Source organism: Pseudomonas mosselii, assembly GCF_019823065.1.
GTDB classification, from domain to species: domain Bacteria; phylum Pseudomonadota; class Gammaproteobacteria; order Pseudomonadales; family Pseudomonadaceae; genus Aquipseudomonas; species Aquipseudomonas mosselii.
Genome location: NZ_CP081966.1, coordinates 5605192 through 5627184 on the forward strand (window position 1 = coordinate 5605192; position 21993 = coordinate 5627184).

Annotated in this window: 28 protein-coding genes; 26 read left to right on the top strand and 2 right to left on the bottom strand. The window is 60.0% G+C overall.

The features are described 5' to 3' along the window. From K5H97_RS26050 to K5H97_RS26130, 17 genes are all read left to right on the top strand, one after another. Entirely contained in the window at window positions 1–552 is a 552-nt protein-coding gene (locus tag K5H97_RS26050; protein WP_028690345.1) for a phage protein Gp27 family protein, read from the top strand. After that, window positions 549–2168, top strand: coding sequence for a hypothetical protein (locus tag K5H97_RS26055; RefSeq protein ID WP_028690344.1), 1620 nt, complete (start codon window positions 549–551; stop codon window positions 2166–2168). Before K5H97_RS26050 ends, K5H97_RS26055 begins: the two co-directional genes overlap by 4 nt. Continuing rightward, entirely contained in the window at window positions 2165–3664 is a 1500-nt protein-coding gene (locus K5H97_RS26060; RefSeq protein ID WP_028690343.1) for a phage portal protein family protein, read from the top strand. Before K5H97_RS26055 ends, K5H97_RS26060 begins: the two co-directional genes overlap by 4 nt. Window positions 3665–3666: 2 nt before the next feature. Beyond that, on the top strand, window positions 3667–4491 hold the full coding sequence (locus K5H97_RS26065; protein WP_248691144.1) for a phage head morphogenesis protein: 825 nt from the start codon (window positions 3667–3669) through the stop codon (window positions 4489–4491). After that, window positions 4488–4970, top strand: coding sequence for a phage virion morphogenesis protein (locus K5H97_RS26070; RefSeq protein ID WP_028690341.1), 483 nt, complete (start codon window positions 4488–4490; stop codon window positions 4968–4970). The genes K5H97_RS26065 and K5H97_RS26070 overlap by 4 nt, the downstream gene beginning before the upstream one ends. Window positions 4971–5083: 113 nt before the next feature. Further along, entirely contained in the window at window positions 5084–5515 is a 432-nt protein-coding gene (locus K5H97_RS26075) for a hypothetical protein (protein WP_051555654.1), read from the top strand. A gap of 176 nt (window positions 5516–5691) precedes the next feature. Further along, window positions 5692–6747, top strand: coding sequence for a peptidase (locus tag K5H97_RS26080; protein ID WP_248691143.1), 1056 nt, complete (start codon window positions 5692–5694; stop codon window positions 6745–6747). 15 nt (window positions 6748–6762) lie between these two features. Further along, on the top strand, window positions 6763–7686 hold the full coding sequence (locus tag K5H97_RS26085; protein ID WP_028690339.1) for a major capsid protein: 924 nt from the start codon (window positions 6763–6765) through the stop codon (window positions 7684–7686). Window positions 7687–7694: 8 nt separating this feature from the next. Beyond that, on the top strand, window positions 7695–8024 hold the full coding sequence (locus K5H97_RS26090; protein ID WP_028690338.1) for a hypothetical protein: 330 nt from the start codon (window positions 7695–7697) through the stop codon (window positions 8022–8024). Further along, on the top strand, window positions 8021–8353 hold the full coding sequence (locus tag K5H97_RS26095; protein ID WP_028690337.1) for a DUF2190 family protein: 333 nt from the start codon (window positions 8021–8023) through the stop codon (window positions 8351–8353). Before K5H97_RS26090 ends, K5H97_RS26095 begins: the two co-directional genes overlap by 4 nt. A 2-nt stretch (window positions 8354–8355) precedes the next feature. Continuing rightward, on the top strand, window positions 8356–8790 hold the full coding sequence (locus K5H97_RS26100; RefSeq protein ID WP_028690336.1) for a gp436 family protein: 435 nt from the start codon (window positions 8356–8358) through the stop codon (window positions 8788–8790). Further along, on the top strand, window positions 8787–9266 hold the full coding sequence (locus K5H97_RS26105; protein ID WP_028690335.1) for a Gp37 family protein: 480 nt from the start codon (window positions 8787–8789) through the stop codon (window positions 9264–9266). The genes K5H97_RS26100 and K5H97_RS26105 overlap by 4 nt, the downstream gene beginning before the upstream one ends. Then, window positions 9263–9481 (top strand): hypothetical protein, encoded by a 219-nt coding sequence (locus K5H97_RS26110; RefSeq protein ID WP_028690334.1) that lies wholly within the window; start codon window positions 9263–9265, stop codon window positions 9479–9481. Before K5H97_RS26105 ends, K5H97_RS26110 begins: the two co-directional genes overlap by 4 nt. Continuing rightward, window positions 9478–10905, top strand: coding sequence for a phage tail sheath subtilisin-like domain-containing protein (locus K5H97_RS26115; RefSeq protein WP_028690333.1), 1428 nt, complete (start codon window positions 9478–9480; stop codon window positions 10903–10905). Before K5H97_RS26110 ends, K5H97_RS26115 begins: the two co-directional genes overlap by 4 nt. Further along, window positions 10905–11429, top strand: coding sequence for a phage major tail tube protein (locus K5H97_RS26120; RefSeq protein ID WP_028690332.1), 525 nt, complete (start codon window positions 10905–10907; stop codon window positions 11427–11429). Before K5H97_RS26115 ends, K5H97_RS26120 begins: the two co-directional genes overlap by 1 nt. Window positions 11430–11548: 119 nt before the next feature. Continuing rightward, window positions 11549–12127 (top strand): hypothetical protein, encoded by a 579-nt coding sequence (locus K5H97_RS26125; RefSeq protein WP_028690331.1) that lies wholly within the window; start codon window positions 11549–11551, stop codon window positions 12125–12127. 116 nt (window positions 12128–12243) lie between these two features. Further along, entirely contained in the window at window positions 12244–12585 is a 342-nt protein-coding gene (locus tag K5H97_RS26130; RefSeq protein WP_028690330.1) for a phage tail assembly protein, read from the top strand. Between the two features lie 35 nt (window positions 12586–12620). On the opposite strand, the gene K5H97_RS26135 is transcribed toward K5H97_RS26130, so the two are convergent. Then, window positions 12621–12881, bottom strand: a complete 261-nt coding sequence (locus K5H97_RS26135; RefSeq protein WP_028690329.1) for a hypothetical protein — start codon at window positions 12879–12881, stop codon at window positions 12621–12623. 19 nt (window positions 12882–12900) lie between these two features. On the opposite strand from K5H97_RS26135, the gene K5H97_RS26140 reads away from it, so the two are divergent. Genes K5H97_RS26140 through K5H97_RS26160 form a run of 5 tightly spaced genes read left to right on the top strand, consistent with a single transcriptional unit; the run spans window position 12901 to window position 18215 of the window. Continuing rightward, window positions 12901–15492 carry a phage tail tape measure protein gene (locus K5H97_RS26140; protein WP_028690328.1) on the top strand — a complete coding sequence of 864 codons (2592 nt, stop codon included), beginning with the start codon at window positions 12901–12903 and terminating at the stop codon, window positions 15490–15492. Further along, window positions 15492–16376: a phage tail protein gene (locus tag K5H97_RS26145; protein ID WP_028690327.1), complete on the top strand. Its 885-nt coding sequence runs from the start codon at window positions 15492–15494 to the stop codon at window positions 16374–16376. Before K5H97_RS26140 ends, K5H97_RS26145 begins: the two co-directional genes overlap by 1 nt. Further along, window positions 16376–16582 (top strand): tail protein X, encoded by a 207-nt coding sequence (locus K5H97_RS26150; RefSeq protein ID WP_028690326.1) that lies wholly within the window; start codon window positions 16376–16378, stop codon window positions 16580–16582. The genes K5H97_RS26145 and K5H97_RS26150 overlap by 1 nt, the downstream gene beginning before the upstream one ends. Then, window positions 16570–17682, top strand: a complete 1113-nt coding sequence (locus K5H97_RS26155) for a phage late control D family protein (RefSeq protein WP_028690325.1) — start codon at window positions 16570–16572, stop codon at window positions 17680–17682. Before K5H97_RS26150 ends, K5H97_RS26155 begins: the two co-directional genes overlap by 13 nt. Next, on the top strand, window positions 17682–18215 hold the full coding sequence (locus K5H97_RS26160; protein ID WP_028690324.1) for a phage baseplate assembly protein V: 534 nt from the start codon (window positions 17682–17684) through the stop codon (window positions 18213–18215). Before K5H97_RS26155 ends, K5H97_RS26160 begins: the two co-directional genes overlap by 1 nt. Window position 18216: 1 nt before the next feature. Here the strand turns inward: K5H97_RS26160 and K5H97_RS26165 are convergent, their stop codons facing one another. Further along, window positions 18217–18888, bottom strand: a complete 672-nt coding sequence (locus K5H97_RS26165) for a DUF4145 domain-containing protein (protein ID WP_081791558.1) — start codon at window positions 18886–18888, stop codon at window positions 18217–18219. Between the two features lie 104 nt (window positions 18889–18992). Here K5H97_RS26165 and K5H97_RS26170 point away from each other — a divergent pair, with 104 nt between their 5' ends. Genes K5H97_RS26170 through K5H97_RS26185 form a run of 4 tightly spaced genes read left to right on the top strand, consistent with a single transcriptional unit; the run spans window position 18993 to window position 21985 of the window. Then, on the top strand, window positions 18993–19361 hold the full coding sequence (locus K5H97_RS26170) for a GPW/gp25 family protein (protein WP_028690322.1): 369 nt from the start codon (window positions 18993–18995) through the stop codon (window positions 19359–19361). After that, complete coding sequence (locus K5H97_RS26175) at window positions 19354–20475, top strand: baseplate assembly protein (RefSeq protein ID WP_028690321.1); 1122 nt, start codon at window positions 19354–19356, stop codon at window positions 20473–20475. Before K5H97_RS26170 ends, K5H97_RS26175 begins: the two co-directional genes overlap by 8 nt. Further along, window positions 20468–21049 carry a phage tail protein gene (locus K5H97_RS26180; protein ID WP_028690320.1) on the top strand — a complete coding sequence of 194 codons (582 nt, stop codon included), beginning with the start codon at window positions 20468–20470 and terminating at the stop codon, window positions 21047–21049. Before K5H97_RS26175 ends, K5H97_RS26180 begins: the two co-directional genes overlap by 8 nt. 3 nt (window positions 21050–21052) lie before the next feature. After that, entirely contained in the window at window positions 21053–21985 is a 933-nt protein-coding gene (locus K5H97_RS26185; RefSeq protein ID WP_051555652.1) for a gp53-like domain-containing protein, read from the top strand. Window positions 21986–21993: the final 8 nt, after the last annotated feature.

Sequence of the window (21993 nt, forward strand, 5' to 3'; positions counted from 1 at the left end):
ATGGCGGGTAAATCGTCAGTCAGTCGGCTCCCGCCCGTGGTCAAGGCGTACCTGCAGAAGCTGTTGCGTGAAGATCGAATGACCCTTGATGAGATGATCGAGGACCTGCGCAGCCGCTTTCCCAATGAGAAGGTGCCCAGTCGTTCTGCCCTGGGGCGTTTCAAGGTCGGCTTCGAGCAGCTCACCGAGAAAGCCCGTCAGCATCGCGAACAGGCCGAGGCCTTTGTTGGTGCCCTGGGCGAGGATGCCAGTGACAAGACCGGTGCCTTGTTGGTGGAAGCGATCTCGACCCTGACCTACCAGGCCGCCATGGGTGCCCATGAAAAGGATGAGGTCACCATCAAGGAGGTGGCCACCCTGGCCCGTGCCGCCAAGGCGACCATGGAGGCTCGGACACTCAGCGTGAAAGAGCGCCAGGCCATCGAGAAAGTGGCACGTGATCGCCTGCTCCAGGAACAAGCCGCCGAGCTGGATAAAGAGGTCCGCAGCGGAGGTATGGACGAAGAGCAGGCCCTGTTCTGGCGCCAGAAGTTCTTGGGAGTGAAGGTATGAGCCAGCCGGCAGTCAAGCCCAGTACCAGCACGCTGCGCGTTGTCGAGTGGGACGAGCTGCCGGAGTCTGTTCGGACCATTCCACAAGGCTACAACCCCATCACCGAAGGTCTGCTGATGGCCCACCAGGCCGATTGGCTGGCCATCCAGGCACAAATCAAGCTGTGCGAGAAAGGTCGTCGTACCGGGATCACCTTCGCCGAGGCGCTGGATTCGGTGATCACTGCTGCCTCCCGCAAGATCGCGGGAGGCATGGATGTGTTCTATGTCGGCGACACCAAGGAAAAAGGCCTGGAGTTCATTGGCTACTGCGCCAAGTTCAGCCGGGTGATCGCCGAGGCCCAGGCTTCAGGCGTCAGCGAGATCGAGGAGTTTCTGTTCGAGGACCAAGACGACTCCGGCAACACCCGCCAGATCAACGCCTACCGCATTCGCTATGCCTCGGGTTTCAAGATCGTCGCACTGTCGAGCAACCCGGCCAACCTGCGCGGCCTGCAGGGCAAGGTCATCATTGACGAAGCAGCCTATCACCGGAACGTCTCCGCCGTGCTCGATGCTGCAACCGCATTGCTCATCTGGGGCGGTCGCATCGTCATCATCAGCACCCACAACGGCAAGGCCAACGCCTTTAACCAGATGATCGCCGACATCCAGGAAGGCCGGTATGGCGATGCCGCGGTGGTCTACAAGGCCACCTTCGACGATGCCGTTGCCAACGGCCTGTTCGAGCGGCGATGCATGATGCGCGGTGAGACGCCCACTGCCGAGGCCAAGGAGGCCTGGTACAAGAGCATCCGCAATGCCTACGGCCCACGCAAAGCGCAGATGCGCGAGGAACTGGACGCCATTCCGCGTGACGGTAACGGCGTATGCGTGCCAGGCGTGTGGATCGAGGACGCGATGCGTCCAGGTCGCCAGGTACTGCGCCTGGCCCTGGACGAAGGGTTCACCCTGCAGCCGCTGTACCGACGCGAGGCGTGGGCCGACACCTGGATTGAGCAACACCTGGTCGAGCTACTGCAGCAGCTTGACCCCGAGCTGCGCTGGTTCCTGGGCATGGACTACGCCCGGCACCGGGACTTTTCGATCATCTGTCCGATGTCCGTCGATCAGCAGCGCCATCGTGATGTGCCATTCGTGGTCGAGATGCACAAGGTGCCGACACGTCAGCAACAGCAGGTGCTGTTCACCATATTGCGCGGTCTGCCCAACTTCATCAGCGCCGCGTTGGACGCCTCTGGCAACGGCGAAACTCTGGCCGAGGATACCGCCGATGAGTTTGGCCGCGAGCGTATCCAGCAGGTGAAGCTCTCGCGGGCCTGGTACGGCGCCTGGATGCCGCGCTTCATTGGCCTGTTCGAGGACGCCACCCTTACGCTGCCCAAGGATGACTCGCTGCACCAGGACATCCGCGCTATCGAAACCGTGGATGGCATCCCGATGATCGTCAAAGCCCGCCAGCAAGACCTCAAAGACCCCGAGCTTTATCGCCACGGCGACTTCGCCGGCGCTGGTGCGCTGGCCACTTTCGCAACCTTGGAGGCGGCCTCTGGCCCCGTCACCGTCAAATCTCGCCGTCCCAGAGCGACGGCCCGCATCACTCAGGGGTACGCATGAGCAGCAAAGGCGTGTGGGTCAGCCCCACTGAATTCGTCACGTTCGCCGAGGCCAAGCGCGACAAGAGCCTCACGGACCATATCGCCAGTCGTGGCCGCAGCTTTGATGCCCAGGCGTTGGGCATGTACTTGCCCAACCCGGACCCGATCCTCAAGGCCCAAGGCAAGGACATCAAGGTCTATCGCGACCTCCGAAGTGCGGCCCTGGTAGGCGGGAACATCCGTCGTCGCAAGTCGTCGGTACTCGCCCTGGAGCGCGATTTGAAACGTAGCCAGGCGCCGGTACGGGTAGAGCGCTTTGTCCGCGATTGGCTGGCGGACCTTGACCTGGACCGTATCGTTCGCGAGCTGCTCGATGCTGCTCTGTTTGGCTATCAGCCCGTGGAACTGATGTGGAAGCCCGTTGGACTGCACCTGGTCCCCGAAGACTTGCTGGGCAAACCGGCCGAATGGTTCCTCTACGATCAGGACAACCAACTGCGCTTTCGCGCCCGCGATGCTGGCATCCAGGGTGAGCTGTGCGATCCGCAGCGCTTCGTTGTCGCCCGTCAGGACGCCACCTACAACAACCCCTACGGTTTCGCCGACCTTTCCATGTGTTTCTGGCCGGTCGTGTTCATGAAGGGCGGCATGAAATTCTGGGTCCAATTCACCGAGAAGTACGGCAGCCCTTGGCTGATCGGCAAGCATCCACGTGGGGCCTCGACCAAGGAAACCGACGAGCTGCTGGACGCCCTGGAACTGATGGTTCAGGACGCCGTAGCCGTGGTGCCAAACGACTCCAGCGTCGAGATCAAGGAAGCAGCGGGCAAGACCGGTAGTGCCGATGTCTACCGTGAACTGCTGATGTACTGCCGCAGCGAGATCAACGTTGCGCTGCTAGGCCAGAACCAGACGACCGAAGCGACATCCACCCGTGCCAGCGCTCAAGCTGGTTTGGACGTAACAGACGACATCCGCGACGGCGATGCTGGCATCGTTGCCGCAACGCTCAACGCCGCGATCCGCCTGGTGGTCGATCTCAACTTCGGCGAGAACATCGATGCCCCGGTGTATGAACTATGGGAACAGGAGCAGATCGACAAGACCTTGGCCGAGCGCGACAAGTCGCTGACGGATGCTGGCGTCAAGTTCACCAGTGCCTACTGGCAACGCACCTACAACCTGCAGGACGGCGATATTGACACCAGCACCGCCGTGCAACCTGGGCCGGAGTTCGCCGAAGCCACCATGCTACGTCCGGTACTGGACCAGTTGGCGTTAGACCAGGGCATCGACGGCTTGGCTTCTTCGGAACTGCAGCTGCAGGCAGAGCAAGCGTTGCTGCCGGTGATCGAGGCCTTGCAGAAAGGTCGCGACGAAACCGAGATCCTGGGGCTGCTGGCCGAGACTGCCCCGGACCTGGATGCCGAAGCGCTCCAGGCCATGCTGGCCAAGCTACTGTTCATGGCCAACCTGTGGGGCCGACTCAGTGCTGCAGCTGATCGCGAGGACTGATGATGGCCAACGCCAAGCCAGTCAACCCGGCCGATCTCAAGGCTATCTTCGGCCTGGAGCCTGCCGCCGCTATCACCTACCTCACGGGCAAGGGCTATGCGATCACCTGGGACTGGCAGGACATGCTGGACGCAGCCCACAACCAGGCATTCACCGTGGCCAAAGCCATGCGCCTCGACCTGCTGTCGGACATTCGCGAGGCCTTGGAGCGTGTCCAGAAGGAAGGCAAGACGCTGCAGCAGTTCACCAAAGAGCTACAACCCGTCCTCGAGCAGCACGGGTGGTGGGGCAAGCAGGTCCTGGTTGATAGCAAAGGTGAAGCAGAACTGGTGCAGCTGGGCAGCCCACGCCGGCTCAAGACGATCTACCAGACCAATCTCCAGAGCGCCTACATGGCGGGGCGACAAGCAACCATGGAAGAGTCGGTCGAGACCCACCCATACTGGCGCTACATCGCGGTAATGGATGGCAAGACACGGCCCAGTCATGCAGCCCTGAACGGTGTGGTGTACCGGCATGATGATCCGGTGTGGTCCAGTATTTTCCCTCCAAACGGCTTCAACTGCCGATGCCGGGTGACAGCAGTGTCCGAGGCGGCCATGAAACGCCGCAAACTGACATTGCTGTCCAGTGCGGGCAACGTGCGTACCGAGACCGTTGAGGTTGGGGCCAACAAGCGCACGGGGGAAGTGCGCACTGCCGATGTCACCATCGTCAGGGTGCCCGATGCCAACGGCAAGGTACGACAATTCCGCACCGACCCTGGCTTTAACCACAGTCCTGGCGAAGGCTTGGCCGAAGCATTGAAGCGAAAGGAGTCTGCATGATCACCATCGAGCTTGAACACGAACGGGTCCAGCAGGCGCTACGTCGTGTTGAATGGGCAGTCGGCGAGCTGACACCATTGATGCGTGGCATTGCGGCCGAGTTTGCCAGCATCACCGAAGAGAACTTTGAAGATGAGGCACAAGGTGGTGATGCCTGGCCGAAGCTGTCCGATGTCACCACTGGTCGCCGGGAGCAGTCACGAACCTGGCCAGGCAAGATGTTGCAGGTTACTGCAGGTGGGCTGTCTGCCTCGGTGACCACTCAGGCAACGGCTAGCAGCGCGCTGATCGGAAGCAACAAACCTTATGCCGCCATGATGTTCTTCGGCGGTACCCAAGATGAGTTTCCACACCTGTGGGGCGACATTCCGGCCCGACCTTACCTACCCATGGATACCGAAGGCCAGCTCCAGCCTGAAGCTGAGGAAGCCATTCTCAGTCTCGCGTTGGAGCACGTTCACCAAGCGGCTCGTGTATAAGGTCTCAACGCGATGAGCAAGGGCATGGGCTGGCGAAGGGAGAGATGTGCTGGCTAAGCGCGCCATAAAGGCTTTATAAAGCCACTTGGTAGATATTCAGACAGGAGGTTCAAATGCCAGTAGCAGGTTTTCACTCAGAGTGGGTCACCCTTGGAAGGCATCGCGTGCTGTTAGAGTGCCGAGCCAGCTACCCGGACAAGGCGGACCACTTCATCGCGGGAGTTGTTGCAGAGATCATCAATCACAATGGCAGTGGCGACGCTAGGCTGGTCCATGTGTACTACAACGACAAAGCGAGCATTCACCACGTAACGATTGCGTCTACCAACCAAGATGACCTCGCGCTCGGAGACCTCACGACCAAGGTCCTACAGTCTATCTATGGCTCTGGCAATTACGACTGTGACGTCCAGATCATTGAAAGGGGGAACGAGAGTTCCGACCATTATGAGCATATGGAACATCTCAGCGTAGGCGCTGGCTTGGCCGAGGATCGCTGGCAGCACGGCAAGGATTTGCATAACGCCATCTTCGGCGATCGGTAAACGCCCCCCGCGCGGCCTCGATTGGGCCGCGCACTCTACTCCCTCGCAACACCCTTTAAACACGATTAAAAGCCTGAGGCCTTCAGGTTTGTCAGTCTGCACGCATGTTCTCCCTCCAATGCGTGCGGCAGCCCATGAAGCCACTACATATTTTCAAGCCGGGGAAGCACACCGCGATGAGCGGTGCTGACTTCAACTTCAGCGAGTCAGATCTGGCCGCGACGGTACGGGCCTACGATCCTACATTGCACGAGGCACCTCTAGTCCTTGGCCATCCGAAACATGACGCGCCTGCTGCAGGCTGGGTGCAATCGCTCAGCGCCACCGCCGATGGGTTGATTGCCAACCCGTCGCAGGTCGATCCGGCCTTTGCCGACCTAGTGAGCAAGGGCAGCTTCAAGAAGATTTCTGCTTCCTTCTATCACCCGGACTCCCCGAGCAACCCGGCTCCAGGCGTGTACTACCTGCGCCATGTCGGCTTCCTCGGTGCCCAGCCCCCTGCTGTGAAGGGTCTTCGCCCCATCGAGCTGGGCGATGCCGACGAAGGGGTGATCGAGTTCTCCGACTTCGGCCATGAAACCAGCGCGTCACTCTGGCGCCGCCTACGCGACTGGATCATCGGTGAGCGTGGGCTAGAGGTGGCTGACCAGGTCATTCCAGATTGGCAGATCAGCAACCTGATCGAAGTGGCCCATGCCGACGAGTCACGTCCTTCCTTCAGCGAACCCACTCCACCCGCCACAACCGAGGATTCCCCCGTGAAGCCCGAAGAAATTACCGCCATGCGCGAGGAAAACGAGCGCCTCAAGAACCAGGTGCAGCAGCACCAGGAGCAAACCCGCAAGTCTCGGCAGGACGCCACCCACAAAACCAACCTTGCCTTTGCCGAAGGGCTGGTAGGCGAAGGCCGCTTGCTGCCCAAGCACGCCGCCGCCCTGGTCGCGGCCCTGGACTTTGCCGAATCGGTCGACAGCCCGCTGGAGTTCGGTGAAGGTGAAGCCCGCCAGCCCGTCGCCACCGGCTTGAAGGCGATCTTCTCCGACCTGCCCAAGCAGATCGACTTCGCCGAGAAAGCCAGCAAGGAGCGCCAGGGAGGCGGCAGTGCTGTGGTGGACCTGGAGTTCGCCGAGAAGAACACCGACCCCGACCGCCTCGATCTGCACCAGCGCGCCAATGCGCTGGCCGCCGAGAAAAACATCCCCTACGAGTCGGCCGTGCGCCAACTCATCTGATCCGCAGGAGCAACCATGGCAGATCGTTTGAAGCAACTCCGGATCGTTGACCCGGTCCTGACCAACCTGGCGCGCGGCTATCGCAACGCGCAGTTCATCGGTGAGGCGCTGTTCCCTGTTGCCCTGATGGACAAGGAGGCCGGAACCATCCCGCTGTTTGGCAAGGAGGCGTTCGAGGTGTACGACACCGAACGTGCGCTCCGCGCTCAATCCAACATCATGAACCCAGATGATGTTGATGGACTGGACGTAGTCCTGCGAGAGCATGACATCGCCTATCCGGTCGACTATCGCGAGCAGGCTGAGGCCCTGTTCGACGCCCAGGCGCGAGCCTCCCGACGCGTAGTGGATGTCATCGACCTACGGCGTGAGGTTGCCTGCGCCAAGCTTGCGCAGAATCCCAACACGTACCTGCCAGGCGCGAAGGTCACCCTGGCCGGTTCCAGTCAGTGGAGCAACGGTGGTGGTGACCCGGTGGCGGATGTCGAACGTGGCAAGGAAGTCATCCGCAGTCGGATCGGCGTACGCCCCAACACCATGACCATGGGCGCTTCGGTGTACGCCTCGTTGAAGTTCCATCCCAAGCTGCAGGAAGCCTTGGGCAGCAACGAGAGAAAGCTGATCACCTTGGAACACCTCAAGGTGCTGTTCGGTGTCTCGGACATCCACATCGGCGAAGCGCTCGCCAGCGCAGGGACGGTCGGGGATATCTGGAGCGACAGCCTGCAATTGGCCTACGTGACCAAGCCACAAGGTGGTGCTCAGACCAATTACGAAGATCCGAGCTTCGGCTACACCCTGCGTCGTAAAGGCATGCCGGAGATCGACACCTTTGATGGTGCAGGCGGCAAGCTCCATTACGTGCGCAACACGGACATCTATAAGCCCGTCGTAGTGGGCGCCGATGCCGGGTACCTGATCTCCGATATCAACAGCTGAGGTGAGTCATGGCTGCTAAACCCAAACCCGACGACAAGAACCCTGTAAGCGAGCAAAGCCCGGAGCAGAAAGACCTACAGGTGCCCGAAACCCTGCAGCCTCCTGCTACCCCAGCAGACCAACTGAGCGGGCCGACTGGTGGTGAATCAGGGACATTGACGCCTGAGCCGGAACCCGAGGCCAAGCCGGGCAAAGAGCAGTACCTGATCACCAGCCGGAGCGACGTGCTGCATAACGGCGACCTCTACACCGAGGGTGAGCCCCTGTGGCTCGACCAGGACGAAGCCTACCCACTGCTGCGAAACGGCTGCATCAAGCCGAAGGATGGTGCCCGGTGAAAACGAAACAACCTGTACTGACCACATCACTGGTCGCCTTGGTGGATCTGCCACGCCATCGTTTCGCGGGCTTGGACGGTGGCCTTTGCGCCGTTGGTGCCAAGTCCCTGGGGACGGTTGCTGCTGACACCGAAGCCGGTAATACCGCTCCCGTCGATGTCCTGGGCATCTGCCTGGTGAGTGCGGGGGGCGCAATCACTGCCGGTGCCGAAGTCGAGTCCGATGCCTCCGGGCGTGCGGTGACCCGCACCACCGGCAAAGCCAACGGCATCGCCCTGGATGCTGCAGTGGCTGCGGGCGATGTGGTCCGTATCGTGCGCGGTATCTGACCATGCGCTACTGCACCCACCAGGACATCGGGCGTGCGATCCCGGAGCTGACGCTGATCCAGCTGTCGAATGACGACCCTGCCGCCGAGCTGCCCAATGCTGAAGTGATCGAGGACGGCATCCGCCAGGCTGAGGAACTGGTCGACGGCTATCTGCGGGGGCGCTACGAGTTGCCGCTCGACCCAGTGCCGACTGTCCTGCGGGATGCAGTGGTGTATCTCACCCGGCACTGGCTGTATCAGCGCCGGCCGGAGGGCGCTATTCCCGACGCGGTCAAGGACAGCCGCAAGGACACGATCAAGCTGCTGGAGAGCATCCGCGATGGTGTGGTCACCTTGGGCATGCCCAGTGGCCAGGCCGCACCAGAGCCCGGTGAGATCCGCGCTCGCTCACGTCGACAGCAGTTCGGTGATGAGCTGTGGCGAGGTTACCGATGAGCCAGAAGACCCAGACGGCAATGCTCCAGGACGCACTGCTGGCTCGCCTGCAGGAGTCCTTCGCTCGGGAGCTGTCCGTGGAGTTGTTCCCGGAAGCGCCATTGCAGTACCGGCTCAACCATTCTCGGGGCGCGATCCTGGTGGCCTACGGTCGTAGCCGCTTCGGCGACCCCGAAGCCACCGACGCGGTGTTCCAGGAGCGCAACCTGATCTTCCGTCTGACGCTGGTGTTTAAACAGCTCAACGGTAAAGACGGTGTAACCAGCTACCTCGACCGTATCCGCGACCGACTGACGGGATGGTATCCACCGCATTGTGACACCCCGTGCCGTCCACTCACCGAGCAATTCGTGGGGCACGTTCAGGGCGTCTGGCAATACGCCCTGGACATTTCCACCCGTGCCACACAACTGCAGCAGATGGGACCGAAAAGCGGCCCACTGCTGGATCATCCAAGGTTCGAGGAGAACACATGAGTCAGACACGTTACTGCTACAAGGGACCGCCAAGCGGCATTGAGCTGCGTTTGGCTGATGGGAGCACCCTGGCGGTGCAGCTACATCCAGGAAACGCTGTCGAGCTGCCAGCTGATCATGAGTACACCCAAACACTCATCGCGCTGCGCCAGCTGGAACCACTTCCCATCGAGTCAGACACGCGCCGCGCCCGGCCGAAAAAGGAGTCCGAATGAGCGCTAACTACCTTCACGGCATCGAGACCCTTGAGGTCGAGCGCGGTCCACGAGCGATCCGGGTGGTGAAGTCCGCCGTTATCGCTCTGGTGGGCACCGCGCCGACCGGGCCACTCAACACCCTGACGCTGTCACAGACCGACCGCGACGCCGTCCAGTTTGGCCCCGAGCTGGCAGGCTTCAGCATCCCGCAAGCACTCTCGGGCATCTATGACTTCGGTGCGGGTACCGTCCTGGTCGTCAACGTGCTCGACCCTGCGACCCACCGTACCAACGTGGTAGGCCGCGAGCGCACATTTGGGAACAACGACCAGCTGAAGCTGGAACACGGCGCCCTGCAGTCGCTCACCTTGAAGAACAGCGCAGGCGATACCACCTACCAGGCCCCGGCTGACTACACGGCGGACCTGCTCACGGGCCTGGTCACGCGTGTGCCCAGCGGCACGATCCCGGCCAACGCGACGGTGAAAGCCGATTACACCCATGCCGACCCAAGCAAGGTGACACCGGCCGACATCATCGGCGCGGTCAATATAGCCGGGCTGCGCACTGGCCTGAAGGCGTTCGCGGACAGCTACAACCTGCTGGGCTTCTTCCCGAAAATATTCATCGCGCCGGGCTTCTCGTCGCTCAACAGCATCAGCGTGGAGTTGATCGCGGCGGCTGAGCAGATGGGCGGTGTCGCCTACATCGATGCGCCCCTTGGCGCGACTGTGCAGCAGGTCATCGCCGGGCGTGGCCCCAGCGGTGCTATCAACTTCAACACCAGCAGTGATCGTGCCAGGCTCTGCTATCCCCATGTACGTGTCTACGATGCCGCCACCGATGGCGAGCGCCTGGAACCACTGTCGATCCGCGCCGCAGGACTGCGCGCCAAGATCGACAATGACAACGGCTACTGGTGGTCCAGCTCCAACCAGGAGCTGATCGGCGTCATCGGCCTGGAGCGGCCGCTGACGGCGCGTATTGATGATGCTGCCAGCGAGGTCAACCTGCTGAACGAAGTCGGGATCACTACCGTGTTCAACAGCTTCGGCACCGGCTTGCGCTTGTGGGGCAATCGCACGGCGGCATGGCCGACCGTGACCCACATGCGCAACTTCGAGAATGTGCGTCGCACCAAGGATGTGGTGGACGAGTCGATCCGCTATTCGTCGCTGCAGTTCGTTGACCAGCCCATCACTCAGGGCCTGATCGACAGTGTGACCGAGAGCGTGAACCTATTCGGCCGCAAGCTGATCGGGGATAGCGCGCTGTTGGGCTTTGAGTGCTGGTATGACCCTGCGCGCAACCCTCAGACCGAAGTGGCGCTGGGGCACCTGCTGTTCAACTACAAGCTGACCGTGCCCCTGCCTTTCGAGCGCGGCACCTTCGAAACTGAAATCACCGGGGAATACCTGGCCAACTTGAGGGGGGCTGCGTAATGGCTGGCTTCGCCGCACACCGCATTACCAACGCCAACGTTTACCTGGATGGTCGGGACTTCTTCGGCAAGGCCGAGGAGATCGAGCTGGGAATCGTCAAGGCCGTCATGTCCGACCACCAGGGACTGGGCCTGGTCGGACTGATCGAGCTGCCGGACGGCCTGGACAAGCTGGAAGGCAAGATCACCTGGAACAGCTTTTACAAGGAGGCTTCTACCAAGCTGGCGAGTCCGTTCAAGACCATCCAGCTCCAGGTGCGCTCCAACGTCCAAGTGTTCAACAACGGCGGGTTGGTGGACGAATTCCCGCTGGTCACCACCATGACCATCATGCCCAAGGAGTACAGCCTGGGGACCTTCAAGCCCCGCGAGCCGGTGAAACCGGAGACCCCGTTCTCGGCGATCTACGTACGCCAGGTGCTCAACGGTGAGGAGGTCCTGCTGCTTGACTACCTGGCCAACATCTTCAAGGTGAATGGCGAGGATCAGTTGGCCAAGTTCCGGAGGAACATCGGCCAGGCCTGACGGTAGAAAACTGAGCAGGAAATTGCCTAGCCCCGCCATTGTGCGGGGCTTCTTTTTCGGGTACGTATGCTGTTTGCAGGTGAGGCCAAAGGGGCAACACCGCACGCAAGGAGCATGGGATGTTCGAAGACTTCAATACCGATACGATAAACGTCTGCAAGCAAGACGGTCAGAAAATCGAAGGGCTTCAGGCTTCCGTTCAACCTGGCAAGGTCTTCCTAGACCGGGGAGATATCGCAGTGGATGTGGGCGATCTGATTGAGCGAAAGCTGTCAAATGGGACCACAGAGACATATGAAGTCCTTGACCCTGTTTTCTACGAGGCTTTTCATGACATTCCTGCCCACTATCAGATGAGAGTTAAGAAGCTCGGCGTGCCTGAAGCAAAAGCCAGGATTCAGCGCATCACGTACAACATCAGTGGACACAATGCGCGGGTTAACCATGACTCGGTCGATAACTCAACCAACACCGTTACTATAGGTAGCGACCTGCAGGACTATCTCAGCGCCCTTAGGCAAGTGATCTCTACCCTCGAGGATTCAAAACGCAAGGATGCCTCAGAGATCGTGGACGCAGTGGAGGCCAATCTCGCCTCGCCGAAGCCAAGTAAGACTGTGATTTCGACGTTGCTGTCTGCGTTGCCTCACCTCGCTAGTATCAGCACCATCGCCTCAACAATCATCGCATCCCTCTGAGTTTGCTTGGCCCCGTCACCGCACGGGGCCTTCTCTTTAAACCCGATTAAAAGTCGAAGCCGTACCGAGGTGCGATGCTCAGGCCTCTTTTAGATGCCTTCACCACGGAGTCACATATGGCCGATGCACTCAGTTTCACTTTGCTGTTCCCCATCAACACCGCCGCTGGCAACACCCTGACTACGCTGCCCATCAAACGCCTGAAGCGCCGCGAGCTGGGCGAGGCCCAGCGACATGCTCGCGGCGATGAAGCACTGATGGAAGACCACCTGGTCGCCAAAATGCTCGGCATCACATTGGAAGACCTGGGCGAATTCGACATCGCCGACTCGAAGCGGGCCACGGAGTTATTTCGCGAAATGGTGGGCGGCGGAGACCTCGCTGCATTCCTGGGACGAGGCGCTGTTGATGGTGCTGAGGATGCAGCCGTCGGAGATCAGCCGGTTGCCCATGGATGACTACTGGCGCTGGTGCGAGGTTTGCGAGCGGGAGATCAATCGCCGCGTTGAGGCCGCCGAGCAACTGAACCGGCGATAGCCGCGAGCAGACCGGTAGCCAGCCCGATCAGCAAGGCGCCACCCGCCGCAATGGGGGTGGCCACCAGGGCGAGAACCGGCAGGGCGAGGCAGAACGTGAGCAGTGCTGCCCACAGTGGCAGGTTCACCAAGCACAGCCAGGCAAGCCAGAGCGCACCAGTGCCAATGGCCAGTGCATAGAGGGTTTTGCCGGTGCGCAGAGCTACTTTTTCAAACATTCCAGCAGCGTAGCAAACTATGGCCAATGAAGTCCTGGTTGGATTGAAGATCGGTGCCAGCGTGTCCGGCACCCTGCATGCGGCGTTCGGCTCTGCAAAATCCACCGTACAGCAGCTCGGCCGGGCAACAGACAGCTTGACCGCCAAGCAGAAGCTTATCGGCACCGAACTTTCGGCCGCGCTGGCCCGAGGCGGCACCGGTATCGAGCGTATGCGCCGTCAGTATGACCAGGTCGGGCGCAGCATCGAGCAACTGAAGGTTAAGCAAGAGCGCTTGAATGCCAGCATCGCCCGAGGGGAAACACTGAAATCCGCTCGTGGAGAGTTGCGTGGCCAGGCTATGGAAACCATTGGTACAGGGGCGGCTTTAGGTGCTCCAGTAGTCCAGTCAATGCGCACCGCCATTGACTTCAAGGATCAGACCAACGACATCGCGATCACAGGTGATTTCGACAACGCCCAGGAAAAACAACTGGGCGATGTGATGCGTGGCGCCGCCCTGAAGTGGAACCAGACGCAGACTGAAGTGGCCAAGGGGAATGCGGTACTCATTGCTGGGGGTATCTCCAATGCGAAGGAGCTAGAAGCGTATACGCCAGTGATGGCCAAGACTGCGACGGCGACCAGGGCAAGCATGGACGATCTGGGAGCAGTCGCCATTGCCCTGAAGGACAACCTGGGAATTAGTGCTGCGGGTCTTGAACGGTCAATGAACATGCTCGCGCATGCTGGCAAAAGCGGCCAATTCGAGCTGGCCGATATGGCGAAGTGGCTCCCCCAACTGACGCCCCAGTTTGCAGCTCTTGGAGTGACTGGTGAACGTGCTGTCGCAGAGATTGGGGCCTCTCTTCAGATTGCCCGTAGAGGTGCTGGAAGCAACGACGAAGCGGCCAACAACTTCAAGAACTTCCTTTCCAAGCTGACTGCGCCAGAGACGCTTAAGTCGTTTAAGAAAGCCGGCATCGATCTGCAGGGTTCTATGACCAATCTCGTCCGTCAGGGCTTTTCTCCAGCAGAGGCGATGGTCAAGATCTTGACCAAGCACCTCGGAATGAAGGCCCCTGCTGCGGCGGCTGACTACCAGAAAGCTTTGGCTATCACTGACGAGCAAGAGCGCAAGATTGCACTCTCACGCCTGGATGAAGCGTACAAGCTGGGCGAGCTGTTCGCAGATATGCAAGTGCTGTCGTTTATACGACCCGCCCTGGCAAATCAGGCTGACTTGGCGAGCATCCAGAAAGGAAGTAAGGATGCGGCAGATCAGGGCGTTCTAGATAAAGACTGGAACAGACGGATGGAAAGTCCAAAAGAGCAGCTGAAGCGAGTTGGCGTTAACCTCTCGGATATTGGTATCTCTGTTGGCGAAGCACTGTTACCGGCCCTGCTTGATGTCACCAAAGCTCTTGTTCCTGTCATGCAGTCGTTCTCTGCTTGGGCGACTGAGAACCCAGCGATAATCAAAGGTACTATCGGTCTCGTCGGTGGGCTTCTGGCCGGGAAGCTGGCTTTCATCGGCTTGGCCTATGGCATCAACTTGGCGATTTCACCGATTGTAGGGATGGGCACCGTAATCAAGGGGTTGTCCGCAAAATGGACCTTGCTGCATGCCATGTGGCAAATGGGCAAGTTCGCTCCCCTGATCACCGGGCTGACCCGCATAGGGTCGGGGCTGGCCAGTGTGCTGCGCTTCAGCGGCCTGTTCCTGCGCGGCATCGGGATGGCGCTCGGCGCTCCGCTCATGATGGCCGCACGCGGTGTATTGATGTTGGGCAAAGTCCTGGGCGGCACCTTATTGTTCGGGCTCAGGCTTGCAGGCCAGGCGGTACTCTGGCTCGGCCGCGCACTATTGATGAACCCCATCGGCTTATTGGTGACGGGCATTGCCTTGAGTGCATACCTGATCTATCGCTACTGGGAACCGATCAAGGGCTTTTTCAGCGGCTTGTGGAGTGAAATCAAAGCCGGTTTCAACGGTGGCCTGGCCGGCATCGTTGGACTGATCGTGAACTTCTCCCCATTGGGCCTTTTCTATCGTGCCTTCAGCGGTGTCATGAGCTACTTCGGGGTTGAGCTGCCAGCCAAGTTCAGCGAGTTTGGCGGCATGATCATCAGTGGCCTGGTCAACGGAATCGGCAACGCGCTTTCCAGTGCCAAGGAATCGATTGTAGCTGTCGGGACCTCGATCAAGACCTGGTTCACCGAGACACTTGGCATCCAATCGCCCAGCCGCGTCTTTATGGGCTACGGGGCCAACATCAGTGAAGGCGCGGCCATCGGTATCGCCGATCAGTCAGGCCTGGTACGCCGAGCGGCATTGGATATGGCCAATGGCTCGGCCGTAGACCTCGCAGCACCCAGGATGCGCCCCCCAAGTCCCGAGTCGGTATCGCTGGCCAGCAGGATGAGCCCATCCGCTCCAGGCCAGGCCGGTCCTGCAGGTGACTTGGTTGTCCATTATTCACCGGTTTTCCAGATGCCAGCAGGTGCTGCGGGCCAGGCGCTGGATCAAACCCTGCGCAGCAGCTACGCCGAGTTTGTACGGTTCATGGAGCGCTTCGAGCATGACCGTCGGCGCCGCAGCTACGGACCTGAAAACGGAGGAGCAGCTTAATGTTCGCGCTTCTGGGCGATATCGAATTCACCGTCTCGGGTGGCCTTACAGGCATGGAGCTCCGCACAACCGCGGACTGGGCCGAGCACGCACGGATTCAAGGCAAGCCGTTGCTGCAGTGGGTAGGTGAAGGGTTGGACGAGCTTAACCTGACTATTGAGCTGCACCCGATGTTGGGCGATCCAGATAAACGATGGCGAGCGCTGCATGACGCCAAGCGCAAGCATGAGCCGTTGGCGTTGGTGCTAGGCAACGGTGACTACCTGGGACCTCAGGTAGTCACCGAGCTCAGCCAGCAAAATCGCCGTCGATCAGCCACTGGACAACTCACCTCGGCGACTGTGCAGCTCTCACTTCGAGAGTACACCGGGGCGTTCACACGCAAGGTGCTGCCTACCCCAGGCTTGATCAGTCCAGTCTTGAGCGGGACCAATGCTGCCGGGGCCGGCTCGCCAGGGCTGCTGTCCAAGTTCATGCCTGCACCGAGCACAACTCAATTGGCCATCGGGTACGCGAAGTCGGCCGGTAATATCCTGCAGGCGGGGAAGAACCTTTATGACCAGGTGAAGAGTGGCAACGCCTCGATGGTTCTGGCCCAAGTGCCACAACTCCTGGGAGTGACCTCGCGTGCTATCGAACCCCTGCAGAGCATGACCGCTGTGGCAGGCCTGCTCCAGGATGGATCGGACTTAGCCAGGCTCGGAGAGGATGTGCTGGGTAGCGTCAACGGCGCGAGGTCCAACCTGAGCCCCGTCGACCTCGGGAACATCGTCGAACGCTTCACCGCCTCCCGGGACAACCTCGATCAGGCGCTGGTGACGATGGACGGGGCCGGCACCCGCCTGGCAGGCCTGGCCGCCCAGGTACTCACCAGGAGAGCTTGATGTTCATCCCTCACGTGACCACTGAAGGTGAGCGCTGGGACCAGCTGGCCTGGCGTTACTACGGAAACGCTCACCGCTACCTCCCGATCGTTCAGGCCAACCCACATGTTCCATTGCACGGCGCGCTACCGTCTGGCCTGACATTGGCCATTCCGGTACTTGAGCCACAACCCGCCACTGAGGACCTTCCCCCATGGATGCGTTGACACCCCAGCAGGTGCCTGAAGCGCGCTTCGTGCTGAGCTATCAGCATCGCAACATCACCCACGACATCAGCTTGCATCTGGTGTCGCTCACGTACTCGGATTATCTCACCGGCCAAGCCGACAGCCTGGAGGTCGAACTGGAGGACAGCGAGGGCAAATGGGTTGATGCTTGGTATCCAGGCCATGGGGATCTGTTGACCCTGGCGATGGGGTGGCAAGGTCGGCCTTTGCGGACTCTCGGCAACTTCGAGATCGATGAGGTGGAGCTGAATGCGCCACCCTCGACGGTGAGCATTCGCGCCTTGGGCGCTGGCATCCAGTCCGCGCTGCGCACAACGGAGCACCGTGCCTACGAGAACATGACCCTGGACGCAGTGGCCAAGCAGATTGCTGCTCGTCAGGGGCTTGAACTGGTGGGCCGCATCGAGCCGATCAAGCTGGACCGCCTCACTCAACAGGAGTCAGACCTCGCTTTCCTGCGCAACCTCGCCGGTGAGTACGACTATGCCTTCAAGGTGGTGGGGAAACGCCTTGTGTTCCATGCCATCAGCGACTTGGCTAAAGGGAGGCCGGTAGCCAGCCTGGCGCTCCGGGACCTGGCCAGCGTGCACTTGCGTGATCAGATCACTGTTGTGCCCAAGAAGGTCGAGGTGAAGCACAAGGATCCGGCCAAGAAGCAGCTGGTCTCCTATGACATCGTCAACGGTGAAACCGTGGCTGTGCCCAGCAGTTCGAGCAAGGCGACCACCAGTGCGGACACCAAGAAGCAGCGCAAGCGAGCAGCTTCTGAGGAGGTGGCCAAGGCGAAGGCCAAGGCGGACCTGGCCAGGGCCAACCGCGAGCGAACGACCGGCGGATGGACCGCGATGGGTCGACCTGAGTTGGTCAGCGGGAATGTCATCACGCTCGTGGCGGCCGGGAAGCTTGGCGGTGACTACTTGATCACCGCCGCCCACCATCGCGTCACCCGCAGTGGCGGTTACACCGTAGATCAAGAGGGATGCCGCGTAGGGGCGTCCTCGATCTCGCTGCTCAAAGACAGCATCAAACCCGACCTGGCGCTGTCGAGCTACGGTCCACAGCGTGAGGTGATCGCCTGATGAGTGTCGAACTGGAATACGGCGAGGTGAGTGCCGTGGACTACCTGACTTGCCGTATCCGCGTACGGCTGGATGACCGTGATGGCGTCGAGAGCTACTGGCTCAACGTCCCGCAGCGCAACTCCCAAGGCACCAAGCGCCGTCCGTTGATGCCGGAGATCGGTGAACAGGTTGCAGTGATCTTGGACAGAGACGGTGTTGGGGGCGTGTGCCTGGGGGGAATTTACTCAACAGCTGAACCACCGCCAGTTGTTGACCAGGACACCGACTACGTACGGTACAGCGATGGAACGGTGGTCAGCTATGACCGGGTTGCTGGGGTGATGACGCTGGATAGCGTCGGCGAGCTGAAGGTTAGGTGCTCTAGGAACATAACGCTGGAGGTTGGGCACCCTCTAGTGGTGAAGGCGCCAGCGGCAACCTTGGAGATTCTGCAGGTTACGTTGAAGGGCAACCTGCAGGTAGACGGCAACATCAACGCCACTGGGACCATTCTGGACGTTGGTGGGAACTCAAACCACCATACCCATTAGTTCAGGACTTAGGCTGGTCTCGCTTCGCGATGGCTTTTAATGCTCCCGCCGGTAGGTTTTGGAAGCGCTCAGCTATTACCTTAGGCCGATGGATACGCTCCTCAACAATCAGGTTGATCATGTCGAACATGACACCTACATGCTCGGGGCTCTCCTCCAAAGATATCTCCCCAGGATGGACTGCGTTGTTGCCCGTTATTCTCACATAGTCCAGTGCTTGCTGGATCTGCTGGTCCAGGCCCGCCTTTACGAGCACCGCGATGTCGTCATTGATGTTCTTGCCGCTTCCACCAAGATGAACACAAAGCTTCTGAAGGCATAAACGTAGCAGTGCTGCTGCTCCCCTTGGGGATTGGCCGGCAATCTCCCGTGCCTCTACATAATCGCTTTTACACTCATCGGGCATGTCCTGATGAGCTGTAGGTGCTGTGACGGAGGACGGCTCGATCATACGACCTCTCGGCGATTCGTCGTCATCCGCATCGGCATCAGCCAGATTGCACCAGAGGCTGCTCTGTCCACAGTGGTGACAAATGCCAAACCAGAGCGAGTGCGGTACAAAGCCTCGTTGACCATGCGTATAGAGTTGACTCCAATGAACAGGTGCAAGGACCTCACAAAACATGCAGGTAAACGCCTTCAGTTTAAACGCAGGTGACACATACTTGGCCATGTGCTGATGCCTCCATGTAGTTCGAGAAACGGAGCATATCTCAGTGGTGATGTCTTTAAACCCGATTAAAAGTCTCCGCGCTCAGGGTTCTACATTATGAGTGCATGACGACACCCAATTCCTATACCGAGATCACAGCCGCTCACTGGCAACCCACCCTTGGCAAAGCTGGTGAGGTCGTCGCAGGTCTGCGAGACATCGACCAGGCCATCCGCATCATCCTGACCACTCCAAAGGGAAGCGATGCCCACCGACCGGAGTTTGGTAGCGACCTCCACCTCTATATCGACTGGCCCCATAACCGCGTCACTCCTTACCTGGTACGTGAAACCGTCGAGGCAATCCGTCGATGGGAGGTGCGCGTATCGGTCGTCCAAGTGCAAGTATTGATCGACGGTGCGCATATCACCCTGCGCGTGATCTGGCGGGTCGCTGACGGGGTGGCACAGATCACCGAGGTGCCGTATGCGTAGTCTACCGAGACCCGAGTTCGTCAAGATCGACCCGGCGGGAGTCGAAGCCGATCTGATCGCACGCTACGAAGAGAAGTCGGGCAAGACGCTCTATCCAGCCCAGGTGGAACGGCTATTCATCGACCTGATCGCTTACGCCAAGTCGCGCCTGGATATGTCGATTCAGCACGCTGGGGAGCAGCTCCTGGTGCGCTTCGCTACTGGGCCGATTCTGGACTACCTCGGCGAGCTGGTCGCAACACCCAGGCTTCTCGCACAGCCAGCTCGATGCCAACTGCGCTTCAGCATTCCCGCCGCCCGGACGCAAGCGCTGCCCGTACCAGCTGGGACACGGGTGAGCACCCAGGATGGCAAGTTGACCTTCACGTCCGATGAACCTGTGTCGATTGCCCCAGGTCAGCTTCAAATCACCGTGTCCGCCACCTGCCTGACTGCAGGAGTTCAGGGCAATGGCTGGATGCCTGGCCAGATCAATGTAATCAGCAACAGCCCGCTGGCCAGTCTGGTCGCCAGCAATATCTCGGAAGCGGCAGAAGGTGCCGAGGATGAAGATGATGGCCGCTATCGCGAACGGATCATCTTGGCACCAGAAGCCTTCAGTAACGCGGGCAGCCGTGGCGCCTATCGCTACCATGCGCTCGCGGTTCATCAGTCGATCATTGATGTAGCAGTACATGGACCTGACGACGGCCAACAAGACGGCCATGTAGCACTGTACCCATTGACCAACGCAGGCCTTCCGTCAGTCGAGCTGCTGGAGCAGGTGAAGAGCCGCGTGAGTGGAGAGAAGGTTCGGCCGCTCTGTGACACAGTCCACGCTCTTGCCCCGGTGGAAGTCGGCTACACAATCAAAGCCCGGTTGACCTTCTACGATACCGCCGAACAGGGCGAGGCTCTGGCAGCGGCGCAACTAGCGGCGGAACGTTTCGCCGCCGACCGACGAGCCAAACTCGGCCAGGACCTTGTACGCGAGCAGCTGATCGCCACCCTGCAGGTCGAAGGAGTGTATCGCGCAGACCTGGAGCTGCCTGCTGCTTTTCGCGAGCTGCTGGGCAACGAATGGGCCAACTGCACAGCTATCCAGCTGATTCCGGCGGGGGTGGCCATTGGCTAAACAGCAGTTGCCGCCCGCACTTGCTGGCGATGAACGCTTCGCCATGCTGTGCGAACTCCTAGACGAAAGCCTGGCTGAGGTCGGCCTGGACGCGATGTTGGTTTATCTGGTTGACCTAGTTAGACCCAACCTGCTGCCAGTGCTGGCAGATCAGTTCTCGATGCTCGACGAAGCTGCATGGTTGCTGGCTGAGTCGGTGGATGCCCGCCGCAACCTCATCAAGAACGCTGCAGAACTGCATCGCTACAAAGGCACGCCTTGGGCAATCCGAGAGGTCATTCGCTTGCTTGGTTTCGGCGAGGTCCGGCTGCAGGAGGGCCTTGGCAGCCAAGTGCACGACGGCACGATCCTTCGAGATGGATCGCATGTGCACGGCGACCCCAGCTCCTGGCCACTCTATCGGGTGTTCCTGGAGCGCTCGATCACCAACGACCAAGCTGCCCTGGTGCGGCGCTTACTTCTCTCCGTCGCCCCGGCACGCTGTCGTCTGGTGTCGCTCGACTACTCCGCTGTCGCGATACGGCACAACGGCTTTGCCAGGCGCGATGGCAGTTACAACCATGGGAGCACCTGATAAATGGCTGACTTGCCAGAAACCGCCGAGTGGACACCCGGCATCTATCAATTCGAGACCTCTGACCCCGTACTAGGAGGGCCTGAAGGGATCGACAACCGTCCCAGCAAGCAGCTGGCCAACCGCACAGTCTGGCTCAAGCAGCGCATTGCCAGTATGGAATCGGGTGAAATCGTCGCAGGCAAAGCGAGTGTACTCGCAGTGGCACGCACGATTGCCATTACGGGAGACGCCAGCTGGTCTGTGTCATTCAATGGTGGTGGAAACGTCACGGCAGCTCTTACCTTGGCCAACAGTGGAGTCGCTGCGGGGACCTACGGGAAGGTCTCGGTCAACGCAAAAGGCCTGGTGGTGGCGGGATCAGCGTTGGGCGCAGCCGACATCCCGAACCTCGACTGGTCAAAGATCACCTCTGGCAAGCCAGATACCCTCGCTGGATACGGGGTCACCATAGCCGACCAGGCGCTCGCTGAGGCAGGTACCGATAACATCCGGCCAATGACCGCTCTGCGGGTATTTCAGGCTATTGCCAAGGTCGTGGCTCAAGCCAGCGAGTCGACGTTTGGCTGGGCGAAGGTGGCGACGCAGGCTGAAGTCCTGGTTGGAGCGGATGATTCACGGTTTGTCACGCCGAAGAAACTACGCTGGGGATTCGCAACCAGCCTTACCCCTAATGGCTACATTGTCTTCCCCTCATGGCTTGGAGGACTGATTTTTCAGTGGGTGACGAACAACCAGGTCGGGGAAAATATCTCAGCGCCACTGCCTATAGCCTTTCCAAATGCATGCCTGTTCGCAGTGGTGAACATGCAGAGTGACAACGGCGCAGCCGTAGTTCTGATAAGAACAAAAACTGAGTTGGCCGGCAGTGCTCTTCTTGGATCCACCAACGCAACGGGCACCAACACATACAACTGGTTTTCCATTGGATACTGACGAGGTGA

What these genes read in the sequence shown, in the direction of transcription:
- K5H97_RS26050 (WP_028690345.1), top strand. Translation starts at nt 1, where the DNA reads ATGGCGGGTAAATCGTCAGTCAGTCGGCTCCCGCCCGTGGTCAAGGCG.
- K5H97_RS26085 (WP_028690339.1), top strand. Translation starts at nt 6,763, where the DNA reads ATGGCAGATCGTTTGAAGCAACTCCGGATCGTTGACCCGGTCCTGACC.
- K5H97_RS26060 (WP_028690343.1), top strand. Translation starts at nt 2,165, where the DNA reads ATGAGCAGCAAAGGCGTGTGGGTCAGCCCCACTGAATTCGTCACGTTC.
- K5H97_RS26070 (WP_028690341.1), top strand. Translation starts at nt 4,488, where the DNA reads ATGATCACCATCGAGCTTGAACACGAACGGGTCCAGCAGGCGCTACGT.
- K5H97_RS26185 (WP_051555652.1), top strand. Translation starts at nt 21,053, where the DNA reads ATGGCTGACTTGCCAGAAACCGCCGAGTGGACACCCGGCATCTATCAA.
- K5H97_RS26125 (WP_028690331.1), top strand. Translation starts at nt 11,549, where the DNA reads ATGTTCGAAGACTTCAATACCGATACGATAAACGTCTGCAAGCAAGAC.
- K5H97_RS26080 (WP_248691143.1), top strand. Translation starts at nt 5,692, where the DNA reads ATGAGCGGTGCTGACTTCAACTTCAGCGAGTCAGATCTGGCCGCGACG.
- K5H97_RS26160 (WP_028690324.1), top strand. Translation starts at nt 17,682, where the DNA reads ATGAGTGTCGAACTGGAATACGGCGAGGTGAGTGCCGTGGACTACCTG.
- K5H97_RS26130 (WP_028690330.1), top strand. Translation starts at nt 12,244, where the DNA reads ATGGCCGATGCACTCAGTTTCACTTTGCTGTTCCCCATCAACACCGCC.
- K5H97_RS26150 (WP_028690326.1), top strand. Translation starts at nt 16,376, where the DNA reads ATGTTCATCCCTCACGTGACCACTGAAGGTGAGCGCTGGGACCAGCTG.
- K5H97_RS26140 (WP_028690328.1), top strand. Translation starts at nt 12,901, where the DNA reads ATGGCCAATGAAGTCCTGGTTGGATTGAAGATCGGTGCCAGCGTGTCC.
- K5H97_RS26145 (WP_028690327.1), top strand. Translation starts at nt 15,492, where the DNA reads ATGTTCGCGCTTCTGGGCGATATCGAATTCACCGTCTCGGGTGGCCTT.
- K5H97_RS26100 (WP_028690336.1), top strand. Translation starts at nt 8,356, where the DNA reads ATGCGCTACTGCACCCACCAGGACATCGGGCGTGCGATCCCGGAGCTG.
- K5H97_RS26110 (WP_028690334.1), top strand. Translation starts at nt 9,263, where the DNA reads ATGAGTCAGACACGTTACTGCTACAAGGGACCGCCAAGCGGCATTGAG.
- K5H97_RS26155 (WP_028690325.1), top strand. Translation starts at nt 16,570, where the DNA reads ATGGATGCGTTGACACCCCAGCAGGTGCCTGAAGCGCGCTTCGTGCTG.
- K5H97_RS26170 (WP_028690322.1), top strand. Translation starts at nt 18,993, where the DNA reads ATGACGACACCCAATTCCTATACCGAGATCACAGCCGCTCACTGGCAA.
- K5H97_RS26105 (WP_028690335.1), top strand. Translation starts at nt 8,787, where the DNA reads ATGAGCCAGAAGACCCAGACGGCAATGCTCCAGGACGCACTGCTGGCT.
- K5H97_RS26135 (WP_028690329.1), bottom strand. Translation starts at nt 12,881, where the DNA reads ATGTTTGAAAAAGTAGCTCTGCGCACCGGCAAAACCCTCTATGCACTG.
- K5H97_RS26090 (WP_028690338.1), top strand. Translation starts at nt 7,695, where the DNA reads ATGGCTGCTAAACCCAAACCCGACGACAAGAACCCTGTAAGCGAGCAA.
- K5H97_RS26065 (WP_248691144.1), top strand. Translation starts at nt 3,667, where the DNA reads ATGGCCAACGCCAAGCCAGTCAACCCGGCCGATCTCAAGGCTATCTTC.
- K5H97_RS26115 (WP_028690333.1), top strand. Translation starts at nt 9,478, where the DNA reads ATGAGCGCTAACTACCTTCACGGCATCGAGACCCTTGAGGTCGAGCGC.
- K5H97_RS26165 (WP_081791558.1), bottom strand. Translation starts at nt 18,888, where the DNA reads ATGGCCAAGTATGTGTCACCTGCGTTTAAACTGAAGGCGTTTACCTGC.
- K5H97_RS26175 (WP_028690321.1), top strand. Translation starts at nt 19,354, where the DNA reads ATGCGTAGTCTACCGAGACCCGAGTTCGTCAAGATCGACCCGGCGGGA.
- K5H97_RS26120 (WP_028690332.1), top strand. Translation starts at nt 10,905, where the DNA reads ATGGCTGGCTTCGCCGCACACCGCATTACCAACGCCAACGTTTACCTG.
- K5H97_RS26075 (WP_051555654.1), top strand. Translation starts at nt 5,084, where the DNA reads ATGCCAGTAGCAGGTTTTCACTCAGAGTGGGTCACCCTTGGAAGGCAT.
- K5H97_RS26055 (WP_028690344.1), top strand. Translation starts at nt 549, where the DNA reads ATGAGCCAGCCGGCAGTCAAGCCCAGTACCAGCACGCTGCGCGTTGTC.